Here is a 10326-nt window from a genome sequence, read left to right as displayed (position 1 = left end):
CCCGATCATTCCGGACCAGTTCGATCATCGCGGAACGACGAAGGCCCCGGCGGGTGCCGGGGCCTTCGGGGTGACGTCGAAGCGTCGAGTGCTGCTCCTACGACCGATCAGATGTCGTAGTAGAGCTCGAACTTGCCCCCGATGAATGGTAGTCGTGGGGGAGCGCCGGGAACGTTGGAATCTCGCGGTTCCGTCGTTGGTCGGTGACGGCTCGATGCGGGCTGTTGCGGACCTCTTGCGGACTTTCTGCGGACTCGTCAGCCCGTGACGGCCTTGATCGGGATGGTCAGGTGGTGCGCCCGGTTGCCCCGGTTGCGGACCAGCGCGGGGCCATCGGGGAGGTAGGTCTCGCCCTTCCATCGAATGCGGTGCTTCGTCGGCTGGAAGTTGAACGCGGCCGTGATGACGCGCAGCGACTCGATGAACGCGGCACGCCCCGGCTCAAGTTCGAGGGACGCGGCCGTGTACCCGACGTAGGCGGGCAGGGTGGCAACCACGGTCGGGGTGCCCCAGTCGTAGCTCCAGGTGTCGGTGCCCTCGTCGTAGGTGGCCTCCGGGGTGACGATCTCGATCGTGTCCCGCAGGTGGCTCGGTCGGTTCGTGACCTCGATGGGGTCGGGTTCGTTCGGGTCGACCGGGGGCAGGACCTCAACGACCCACAGGGCCGTGAAGTTGACGTACTCGGTGCCGTAGGCGGTGTCCGTGAAGTCGAACAGGAGGTCTTCCGTTGTCGACGTCGCGGTGAAGGTCCAGGCGTTGAATCCGTCAATGAGGAACGCGGACGTGCCGCCCACGGTCACCTCGAAGTCCTCCGCGTAGTTGAACAGGTCGGTGCCCATGTTCACGGTGTACTCCGCGCCAGGCGTGAGCCCGGTGAGCGTGCGGGAGACTGACCGGCCGGTGCCTGCGGTTAGGTCGAACTGCAACCGTGGCGGCGACGTTCGGGCTACGACGTTGATCCCGACGGCAGACCAGTTGGACAGGTCGCCCGCTGCCACGCCGGCGGTCGTGTACTGGACGCGGTAGATCTCGGTCATGCCGTCCTCCGTCGGTACAGGTGGAGGATCGCCAGCTCGGGCAGCGTGAAGCCGTCGAGCACGGCCGGGGTCTCGGCGTAGTCCGCGGTCTGGTACCGCTTGACCTGCTCGGGGTTCGTGGTGAGGCGCGCCGTAGCCGTGGTGATGACAGCGGCGAGATCGTCGCCGGGGATGCCATCGGTGAAGCCGTTGTCACGGACGTAGGCCCGAACGAATGCGGTAACGATCGGCAGGTGCGCCCCGGCCAGGGTGACGGTCTGTGCGTCGTCACCCCGGCCGAGGTAGGCAGCCACCGTCTCAGCGGTGGGAGCAGCCATCAGGCAGTGACACCCTCGAGCGTCACGACGGCCTCCGCGTTGAGCGGCTTGGCGTCGTAGCGGGCCACGACCCTCACGGCCTGCTGGTCGAAGTCCCCGAACGTCTGGTCCAGGATCTTGACCGAGGGCGCCATGTCGCGGGCGACGGCCACCTGGGTGGGGTCCCAGAGCACGATGACGGACTCGTCGGTGCCGGTGCCCAGGTTCGCCGGGATGCGGCTGGTGACGGTCACGCCGTGGCCCAGGAGCGTGTATCCGCCAGCGGCGGTCACGTCGGGCTGCACGAGGTAGCGGCCCTGGGTGTCCTTCAGCTTGCGGATCGCCACGAAGTCGCGGGGGTTGAGCATCCAGCGCAGACCGGCCGGGTCGACGTCCGCGCCCAGGGCGGCACCCTCAGCGTCGTGGAGGTCGTCCACGGTCGGAGCGCCCACGCCGGTGATCGACTGGCGGCCGTCGTAGTTGATCAGGCCCAGCGGCTTGCTGCCGTCGGTGGTCGTACCGGCGACGAACTCGCGGTCCAGGGCCGTGGCGACGTCGCGCACGAGACGGTCGCGCAGGGCGGCGTCCAGGCTCACGACGGACTGGCGGGCCAGCTCGTTGGAGAACCGGGTCAGGGTCTTGACGGACTGCATGGTGTCCGGCAGGAGCACGATCTCATCGAAGGTCGGGTTGACCTCATCGATCTGCTCTCCCTGTCCGTGCCACGACGGGGAGGTCTCGCCGCCCAGCTTGGGGATGCGGACGCTCGAGCCGTTGGTGTCGAAGACGCGGGGGCCGGAGGCGAGGAAGACGGACGCGGCCTCAAGGGGCTGCACGAGGATCTTCTGCACCTGCTCCTGGGTGAGCTCTGCGGCGGTGGTGGTGGAAATGGCCATGATGACTCCTGGGTGTCTGAGAGGTGTGGTTGCTTCTCGGACACCAGGCCCACGAGCAGAGGGGCCGGGCACCAGGCCCGACCCCTCCATGGTATACCCCTGGGGGGTATCTGTCAGGCTGCTCCGGCTCGCAGGAGACCGGACAGGCTCACCCCGGCACCCTCACCGGACGCGCCCTGCCCGACGTCGCCCATCGGCTTGCGGGAGGCAAGGTGCGGCTTGGAGGCCAGGAGGGCGTCCACGGCTGCCGTGAGGGCTTCCTCGTCGTCCAGGTGGGCCTCGTCGTAGGGCAGGTCGCTCGGGTCCGCCAGACGGCCCGTAGCGGCCACCAGGGACGTGTGCAGCCGCTGGGCCAGCTCGTCGGTCTTCCCGGCGCGCTGGCGGTACTTCGCGGCCTCGTCGCGCAGCTTCTGGACGTAGGCGCGCGGGAAGGTCTCGGGGTCTTCCGAGATCTCGGCAACTTCGGCCTTCGGCTCGGTGGTCTCGGCGTCGGGCGTCTCCGGGGTCGTGTCCTCGGTGACGCTCTCGGTGGTCTCGGTGTCAACGGTCATGCTGTCTCCTTGGTGTGGATCGTCTGAGTGCAGGCGCACCCGGGATGGGTAGCCATCGGTGCATCGATGGGGAACATGTCGCCGCTACGCGCCCAGTGCTGGCACAGCTCGCAGGCGCTCGGCTCGAGGTTTCGGGTCCAGCCGACGACGGTTCCGCGATGCTCGGTCAGTCCCCGTGAGAACGCGCGTTGACCGGTCTGCAACGGTTCGGCACGCCCCAGGCGTGCGACACGCTCGGGGGTGACGTCCTGGGTCGCCAGGAGCGTTGTAGCGGCCTTCCTGAGCCGTGCGGGCTCGCTGGTGGGCAGGGAGAGCCCGAGGGTTGCCACGGGCCGTCTGAGAGCCACCATGAGGCTTGCGGCCAGTGCCAGGTCCGCCAGGCTCACGGCCCGGACGTTGCCCCGGCCCACGGCGGCGGCAATCGCGGCTACGGCCTCGTCATGGGTGATCTCCCCCGACGAGTACGCGGCGTTGATCGCCACCACCTTGGCCTCTGTCTCGGCTGACAGGTCGGTCAGCTTCTCGGAGAACGTCACGCCACCAGCTCCGTCAGGTCCACGCCCGCAGAGTCGAGCGCCTGCGTGCGGATGGCCTCGCGGACCCGCTGCACCTGTGCCGGGGTGTAGCCCATCTGGTCGGCCAGAACGACGGGGAGCGGGACACCGACCCCAACGAGCTTCGCGGCGGCGTCGGCGGACTGCCCGGTCGTGCGTGTCTCCGGGTTGGCCCACACGGTCTCCACGTCCAGCGCGACAGGGTCGGAACCGTCGCGGACGGCCACGATGAGCCGTGCGACGTCGGCCCACGCCTGCCCCAGCGAGCGGTGCAGTGCGTAGGCGCGAGACACCAGCGATGCCTCAGCCGACCGGATCGCGTCGGCGCTCGGGGGCTGGTCCCCGTTGAGCCCGAGGTAGTGCGGCGGCAGACCGGTCAACGCCCCGATCTGCTGCGTTAGGAGCGCCACGGCGTCGGTGTAGCCACCCAGGCCCGTGGCATCGAACTGCCCGAACTTGGTAGCCGGGTCTTCGGCCTGCCACACGTCGTCCAGCGCCACGGAGAACGGCTTGACGGGGTTGCCCTCGTCGTCCTCCATGATCTCCAGGCCGGTAGCCCAGCGACGCGGCCGCGCGTAGTGCTCACTGGTGACCATCATGTCGAGCACGAGCTTGTTCAGGGCGTCGGCCAGGTCGAGCACGTCGGCCATCTCGGACACGCCGTCGACGTCCAGGAGTCGGCCACGGTTCACGATGGGCACGACCGGGACCACTCCCAGCGGGTTGGGGATCTCGCTCACGACTTCCCAGCCCGTCGTGGGGAACGATCCGCCATCGGTCACGCGAGCGCGGGACTTGTACCGCACGATCCGGTCCGGGCCGTACAGGACGGCGTGCCCGTAGCCGTCGGCGTGCCACCGCTTCACCGCTGCGGTGACCTCACGGGTTGCCGGGTCGCGCAGGACCGCCACCTGACGCGGGGACTCCACCGTCACCAGGGGCTGACCGTTCGCGCCCGCCCACACGATCACGAACGACCGGCCATAGACCAGGGCGTCGGTGTGCGCCTGAGCGGCAGCGTCCTCCATGCGGTTACGCCGCCACACCTTCCACAGCCCCTCATCGGGGTCACCGTCGGGGCCGTCCAGACGAAAGCCCGTCACCCGTAGGCGCTCGGACAGGGCCTCTACCGCCAGGCGCGGGAAGTTGACGGCCAGCATGCGGAACTTGTCGCCCAGGGCTTCGCGGGCATCGGTCGACAGGAACGCGGCAGGCTGCGTGCCCTGCCAGTACGAATCGAGGGCGGTAAGGGTCGGGGCGGTCGTGTCCAGCTTCTCGGACAGGGCCTTCATCATGTCATCGCTCATTTGAAACTCACTGCTCGCTTCCGGGTCGACTTGTTGGAATGCCATGCTGCACGGTCAAAGGCGACGATTCCCGCCACTGCCGCGTCAATCTTTCGTGCCGAACCTCTCTTATCCTTGACCACAAGGTCCCCCATAGGGGTGGACTTCGCTTTACAGTTTGCCACGTGGACGGCCATTCGTGCATCGCCATCATGTGTCATCGACTGCTGCACAGTGGCCTGATAGAGACGGTCAGTTGCGGGGGCCATTCGCTTAGCCCATGCGGTGTTGTACTCGAGGACTTTCTTCTCGCCATGGCGCTTGGCCCACGCTTCGATCTCGGACCGCCAGCCCCACGGGTCACACGCGAGCTCCACGACGTCCCAGCGGTCGAATGCGGCTTGTACTGCCTGGTCGACCTGCTCGCGCGGGACGCGCCATCCCCTGTCGCCGGGGTTCTGCCAGAGATCCACGACGAACACGTGCGGGTCCTCGCCGACGGTGCAGCCCACCAGGGCCGTGGAGTCACCGGACGCTGAGCCGTCGAACGCCAGCACCACGCGCTCACCGTCCACGTCCCGCGTCGCGTCCGCGCAGGCATCCCACGCGCCCCAGGGCAGCCAGGACTCCGCCTGACCGACCCACTGCCCGAGCTGATAGCGACGGAACGCCGGTTCGCGCGTCGTCTTGAGCGTGGCCCGCATGGCGTCAATGAACTTGAAGTCCCCGAGCGCCGGGTTCGCGATCTTCCACGCGGACTCATCGTCCAGCGCGCACCCTTCCGGGGCCGCGAACTCGCGATAGAAGAACGCGGGATCGTCCTGGGCACGGCCATGCTCCACGAGCCGCCACATGATGCTTTCCGGGCTGTCTGCGGGCGTAGAGATCGCCAGGGCCAGAGATGTACGCCGCTTGCCCGCTGCGGACGTCACAGCGTTCCACACGTCCTCTGTGACCACATGCAGCTCGTCCACGATCATGAGACTGGGGTCCCAACCTTGCAGCGCGTCCACCGTGGCGGGCAGAGTGCGTAGTTCGCTGTTCGTCTTCGGCACGACGATCCGGTCCTGGTACATCTGGCACTGTTCGGCCAGGATCGGGTTTAGTTCGATCATGCGCTGAGCCGCCTTGAACACATGGCCGGCCTGGCGCTCATCCGACGCGACGATAAGCACCTGGGCCGACTCCACATCGTCCGCGAATAGGCCATAGACACCCAGGACCGCCGCAAGGGCAGTCTTGCCATTGCCACGCGGCATCGACAGGAGACCCTGCCGAGGACGCTGCCCGCGCATCGGATAGAGCTTCTTCACGATCTCGAGCTGCCACTTGCGGAGCCGAAAGGGAGTCTTGGCACCCTCACCCTTCGGCACCAGAAGGTACTCCTTGGCGAACGCATCTACCCGCTTCCATCCCACGGGACCCAGGGTGGAGAAGTCCAGAGGCTCAGCGGTGATCTGGCGCTTAGGGCCTGCTCGCATCTGAGACTCCTTCCTGTGATCGGGAGAGTGACTGTCCCTCAGCCTGCCGATGGGGGTAGGGAAGGGAAGGGCGAGGGTCCTCTCCCCTGGGTCTGGCACGTCCGCGCTTAGCATTGCAAGAAAGGCAGACCACATCGATGTCCTGTAGGCGGATTGGCTTGCCTGCTTCTCGCCTTTCCCACGCCTCTGTCGAGTGGTCGGCACTCAGGCTCTCGGTGGTGCCACAGTCGCTACAGAATGGCTGTAGACGTCGGGCACGTTCGGAAATCTTTCTCCAAGCGGTGTCGTATCCGCGTGCGTCGGGTGACCGCTTGGGTGGTGCGACAGGCTGGTGGTCTGGGCACCTGCTGTCCGGGCTCGGCTCACCACAGCCAGGCTCGGCGCATGGTCGCCACGTCACGCGCTCTCCTGCTCGGCCTCGGCACGCTCAGCCAGTCGGCGCTGCTGCTGCTCGGTGCGGAACCGGTCGAGGTGCTGGTGCATGGCGTGGACGGCACCGGCGTCGAAGCTGAGGGCTCGGTGTGCGAGTGCGTGGAGCCGCTTGGAGATGAGGCGCTGTTCGCCGGCGAGGAGCACGGCAGCGGTGTCGTTGTGGTCGATGGTCATGGTGGTCTCCTAGGTGGTCAGGCTGCTTCGATGAGCGGGGTAACGGGAAGGTGTGCAGCGCGGCACGCGTCCGCGTAGGCGATCTCAGGAGACTTGCCATCCAGCACGGCGTCCCGGTAGGCGCGGGTGAACGTGATCTCGTCGCGGGGGTTCCACTCGCCGGTGGTCGGCTGCGGAAGCTCCGGGTGCTGTAGCCGAAACGGCAGGCTGTTGAAGCGGTCGAGACGCACCTTCTTGGCCAGGGTGCGGATGTCGCCCGGTGTGACCCACCGTTCGGCGCTGGTGCGCGTTCGGATCATCTGGCGCGTGGCCTCTCGTCCGTCTTCGAAGCGGACGTCGTCCAGCGCCTCGGCCCAGACGGCAGCCTGTCCTTCTAGTGCTCCGACGAGTCCGGCGCGGTTGAGAACCGTGATGATGGTCGTTGTCTCGATCTGGTTCATGCGACTTCTCCGATCTGAAGCAACCCTTGCTGCTCGTCGTGCTGCATGGCCGCTGCCATCTCGCGGCGAAGGATTTCGGCTTGTCTGTCCGTGCTGGGACGTTCGGGGTCTCGGGAGCGTGCGGGACCGTCCTGCCAGCCCTCTTCGTCCAGCCACCTGTGCGGGTTCCTCGTGTACCGCTCGACCCGGTTCGGGTCGGCTGCATGGCGGCGGGCAGCCTCGAGGATGACGTCAGGGCTGGTCTTCTCTAGGGCCTTTTGCCAGGAGACTCGTGCAGTCCTGTAGCTGGCCTTGATGGGGTACGCGGCCCAGAAGTCCTCGAAGGCGACCCGGTCTGGTTCCTTCGTCTGGTTCAGATGAGTCTTGTTAACTTCATCTAGTTCCTGCGCACCTCGTGCCATACCCTCAGGCACGTCGTGCCGTACCCCTATGGCATCTCCTGCCATAGGTACGGCATCTGGTGCCATAGGTGCGGCATCTCCTGCCCTACCCAGCGCACCCTGTAGCGGCAGCGTGTAGAGGTTCGAGTCCTTCTGGAAGCTGCCGTCTCGGGTCCGCGTCGTCCAGGTCACGAGCCCTGCCGCCTTGAGCACCGCGAGGGCGTTCGTCACCGACCGACGGCTGACACCAGCCTCCTTGGCGAGGGTCGCCCCACCAGGCCAGCACGTCGTGCCGCCGTTGCTGACGTGGCTAGCCAGTGCGGCATAGACGGTCTTCGCTGTCGGCGAGAGGGAGGGGTCAAGAAGTACCCGGTTCGGCACCCGTGTGTATGGCTCCATCTCGACTCCCTCCCTCTGTAGTTGTCACCCGTGTCGTTGCGCGGCCTTGGGTGATCAACCGTCCTGGCGGGAGTCCGGCCCGCCTGTCCAGGTGACGCGGAGCTTGTCCGGGAGCATCTCGGAGGGCTTCCGGCCCAGCGCGACGGCCGCGAGGATCTGGTCCGCAGCGGTGGTGACACCGTCGTCGGCGAACAGGCCCAGCGCGACGACGAACAGGTCACGGCGGTCGTAGAGCTGCGTGGACCCGTCCTCGAGCTGGATCAAGACGCCGTTGCCGTCGGTGCGCTGGAACTTGATGGGCGCGGTGCCGGTGGTGGACCGCATCTCCGCCTTCGCGTAGGCTGCCTGGTTCGTGAACATGGTGTGCCCCTTCGTGGGTGCGTCATTCGTCTTGGAGCCGTTGCTGCGGCTCTCTGGCATGAGGTGCCGTCCCGTTGCTGCGGGGCGGCACCTTGTCGTTGCGGCCGTCACGCGGTCGCCTTGTGCTCGGCGTCGTACTGCTCCTGTATCCAGGACGTAACGTCGGCCTCGAGGTACACGACGCGGCGAGCACCCAGCCGGAACGACTTGGGTCCCTGGCCCGTGTGCCTGAACCAACGCAGGGTCGATTCCGGGATGCCCAGCATCTCGGCGACCTCCGGCGTTCTCATGAGCTTGCTCATCCTGCGCCCCTCCCTGGTGCCAGGTTGGCACCTTTGATCCATCACCAAAACCGTAGCACACCAAGTTGGTGGTGACCAGGCGGTGCCGACTTGGTACGGTGGGTTCATGGGAAACACGGAGAGTGCGCTCGGCCAGAACGTCCGGCGCTTGCGAGAAGCGGCCGGACTGTCGCAGGCACACGTGGCCGACGCGATGGCGGAGGCGGGCATCGAGGGCTTCTACCCCCAGACTGTGCTCAAGGTGGAGAAGGGGACGCGTGCGCTGAAGTTCGTTGAAGGGCTCGAGCTAGCCAGGGTGCTCGGCGTCGAGCCGCAACACCTCTACAGCCCTGCACCGCAGACGGCGGTTCTCGCAGGGCTCCGCGCAGGGACCCGTATGGTCGAGCGACGACGTCAGCGGTATCTGCAGGCGATGTACGACCTTGCCGTGAGTCAGGGGCAGTTGCAGCAGGTGTTGGGCGACGGTGACGCCTGGGAGGGGCTGGCCTCGTCCGAGGAGCTGAAGCACGTGCGGCAGATTGCCGCAGCGGCCCCGGAAGATACGTTCCGGTGGGCGCAAGAGCACCTGAAGGAAGGGGCTCGGTCGACGCCGTCGCCGCTGCAGCATCTCCTGGAGGACTCGGGGGAGGTCGAGCATGTCCAGCGTGAAGAGGCGCCCTGACGGGGTCTGGCGCGCCCGCTACCGCGACGCTGCGGGCAAGGAGCATGCACGCCACTTCAAGCGGAGCACGGACGCTAAGGCGTGGCTAGCTGAAGTCACGGCGTCCATCGTCACGGGCACCTACAACGACCCGTCGAAGGCGAGGGTCACCGTGGGGGAGTGGTGCGACCGGTGGCTCGAGGGCTACGCGGTCAACAAGGTGTCGACGGTGCGCCAGGCCCGGACCCACGTCGCCAAGATCAAGGCGGGCTTGGGCGGCCATCGGCTGCAAGGGCTGAGGTCGTCGGACGTGCGCTCGTGGGTGGCGTCCCTGGCGGCCGACGACGTCGCGCCGTCCTACGTGTACGCACTGCACGCGCGGCTGGCCCAGATCATGACCGACGCCGTCCATGACGGGCTCATCGCGCGGTCGCCGTGCTCACGTCGCACGTCTCCGAAGGCGGCGGGTCAGCGCGCGTTCATCGCCACGACAGACCAGGTGTGGAAGCTCCACGACGCCATGCCGGCCCGGCTGCGGGCAGCGGTGCTCCTGGGTGCGTTCGCCGGTCTGCGGACGGCTGAGGTGTGCGGGCTGCGGGTGGCGGACGTCGACTTCATGCGCGGCGTCATCGCCCCGGCGGTGCAGTACCCGGACCAGCCGTTGAAGACGGACGAGAGCAAGCGTCCCATCCCGATCCCGCGTGAGCTGACGCTCGAACTGTCCGCGCACTTGAAGGCGCACCCGTCGGACTCGACGTTGCTGACGGACCCGTTCGGGGACCAGGTGGGGCCGTGGCAGATCACCCGCGCGGTACGTGACGCGCGGACGGCTGCGGACCTGCCCGACGAGTTCCGATTTCACGATTTGAGGCACTTCTTTGCCTCGCTGCTCATCTCGGCCGGGGCTGACGTCAAGGTCGTGCAGGCGCGTCTACGTCATGCGTCCGCGAAGACGACGCTGGACACCTACGCGCACCTGTGGCCGGACACGGAAGAAGCCACCCGCGCCGCCGTTGCTGGTGTGCTGGCGGCGCGGATGGCTTCTCCTGCGGACTCTGTGCGGACTGAGCCTAGCCGGGGCTAGCGTCTGTGCAGGTC

The 10326-nt window shown here is 67.3% G+C and carries 14 protein-coding genes; 2 read left to right on the top strand and 12 right to left on the bottom strand.

Annotated elements, in window-relative coordinates; genetic code table 11:
• Positions 1-257 precede the first annotated feature (257 nt).
• The 12 genes from ACWAT2_RS02345 to ACWAT2_RS02290 form a co-directional block, all read right to left on the bottom strand.
• Entirely contained in the window at positions 258-1037 is a 780-nt protein-coding gene (locus tag ACWAT2_RS02345) for a hypothetical protein (protein WP_402371399.1), read from the bottom strand.
• Positions 1034-1354 carry a hypothetical protein gene (locus ACWAT2_RS02340; RefSeq protein WP_402371401.1) on the bottom strand — a complete coding sequence of 107 codons (321 nt, stop codon included), beginning with the start codon at positions 1352-1354 and terminating at the stop codon, positions 1034-1036. The genes ACWAT2_RS02345 and ACWAT2_RS02340 overlap by 4 nt, the downstream gene beginning before the upstream one ends.
• Entirely contained in the window at positions 1354-2229 is an 876-nt protein-coding gene (locus tag ACWAT2_RS02335) for a phage major capsid protein (RefSeq protein WP_402371403.1), read from the bottom strand. Before ACWAT2_RS02335 ends, ACWAT2_RS02340 begins: the two co-directional genes overlap by 1 nt.
• 113 nt (positions 2230-2342) lie before the next feature.
• A complete protein-coding gene (locus tag ACWAT2_RS02330) occupies positions 2343-2780 on the bottom strand; it encodes a hypothetical protein (RefSeq protein WP_402371405.1) in 438 nt (145 codons plus the stop codon).
• Positions 2777-3316, bottom strand: coding sequence for a hypothetical protein (locus ACWAT2_RS02325; RefSeq protein WP_402371407.1), 540 nt, complete (start codon positions 3314-3316; stop codon positions 2777-2779). The genes ACWAT2_RS02330 and ACWAT2_RS02325 overlap by 4 nt, the downstream gene beginning before the upstream one ends.
• The gene (locus tag ACWAT2_RS02320; RefSeq protein ID WP_402371409.1) at positions 3313-4641 is read right to left on the bottom strand and encodes a phage portal protein; all 1329 of its coding nucleotides are present in this window, start codon (positions 4639-4641) and stop codon (positions 3313-3315) included. The genes ACWAT2_RS02325 and ACWAT2_RS02320 overlap by 4 nt, the downstream gene beginning before the upstream one ends.
• Complete coding sequence (locus ACWAT2_RS02315) at positions 4638-6101, bottom strand: terminase large subunit domain-containing protein (RefSeq protein ID WP_480048408.1); 1464 nt, start codon at positions 6099-6101, stop codon at positions 4638-4640. Before ACWAT2_RS02315 ends, ACWAT2_RS02320 begins: the two co-directional genes overlap by 4 nt.
• Positions 6102-6497: 396 nt before the next feature.
• The gene (locus ACWAT2_RS02310; protein WP_402371414.1) at positions 6498-6707 is read right to left on the bottom strand and encodes a hypothetical protein; all 210 of its coding nucleotides are present in this window, start codon (positions 6705-6707) and stop codon (positions 6498-6500) included.
• A 17-nt stretch (positions 6708-6724) separates the two neighbouring features.
• A complete protein-coding gene (locus tag ACWAT2_RS02305; protein ID WP_402371417.1) occupies positions 6725-7147 on the bottom strand; it encodes a hypothetical protein in 423 nt (140 codons plus the stop codon).
• Positions 7144-7926 carry a helix-turn-helix domain-containing protein gene (locus tag ACWAT2_RS02300; protein ID WP_402371419.1) on the bottom strand — a complete coding sequence of 261 codons (783 nt, stop codon included), beginning with the start codon at positions 7924-7926 and terminating at the stop codon, positions 7144-7146. The genes ACWAT2_RS02305 and ACWAT2_RS02300 overlap by 4 nt, the downstream gene beginning before the upstream one ends.
• A 54-nt stretch (positions 7927-7980) precedes the next feature.
• Entirely contained in the window at positions 7981-8286 is a 306-nt protein-coding gene (locus ACWAT2_RS02295; RefSeq protein ID WP_402371422.1) for a hypothetical protein, read from the bottom strand.
• A gap of 107 nt (positions 8287-8393) precedes the next feature.
• Complete coding sequence (locus ACWAT2_RS02290) at positions 8394-8588, bottom strand: helix-turn-helix transcriptional regulator (protein WP_402371424.1); 195 nt, start codon at positions 8586-8588, stop codon at positions 8394-8396.
• Positions 8589-8694: 106 nt separating this feature from the next.
• Between ACWAT2_RS02290 and ACWAT2_RS02285 the strand changes: the two genes are divergently transcribed.
• A complete protein-coding gene (locus ACWAT2_RS02285; RefSeq protein ID WP_402371426.1) occupies positions 8695-9249 on the top strand; it encodes a helix-turn-helix domain-containing protein in 555 nt (184 codons plus the stop codon).
• On the top strand, positions 9224-10312 hold the full coding sequence (locus ACWAT2_RS02280; RefSeq protein WP_402371429.1) for a site-specific integrase: 1089 nt from the start codon (positions 9224-9226) through the stop codon (positions 10310-10312). The genes ACWAT2_RS02285 and ACWAT2_RS02280 overlap by 26 nt, the downstream gene beginning before the upstream one ends.
• The last annotated feature ends 14 nt before the right edge of the window (positions 10313-10326 follow it).

The sequence above is a fragment of the Isoptericola sp. GX10416 genome, from assembly GCF_056590155.1.
This window is presented reverse-complemented; position numbering and strand designations above follow the sequence as displayed.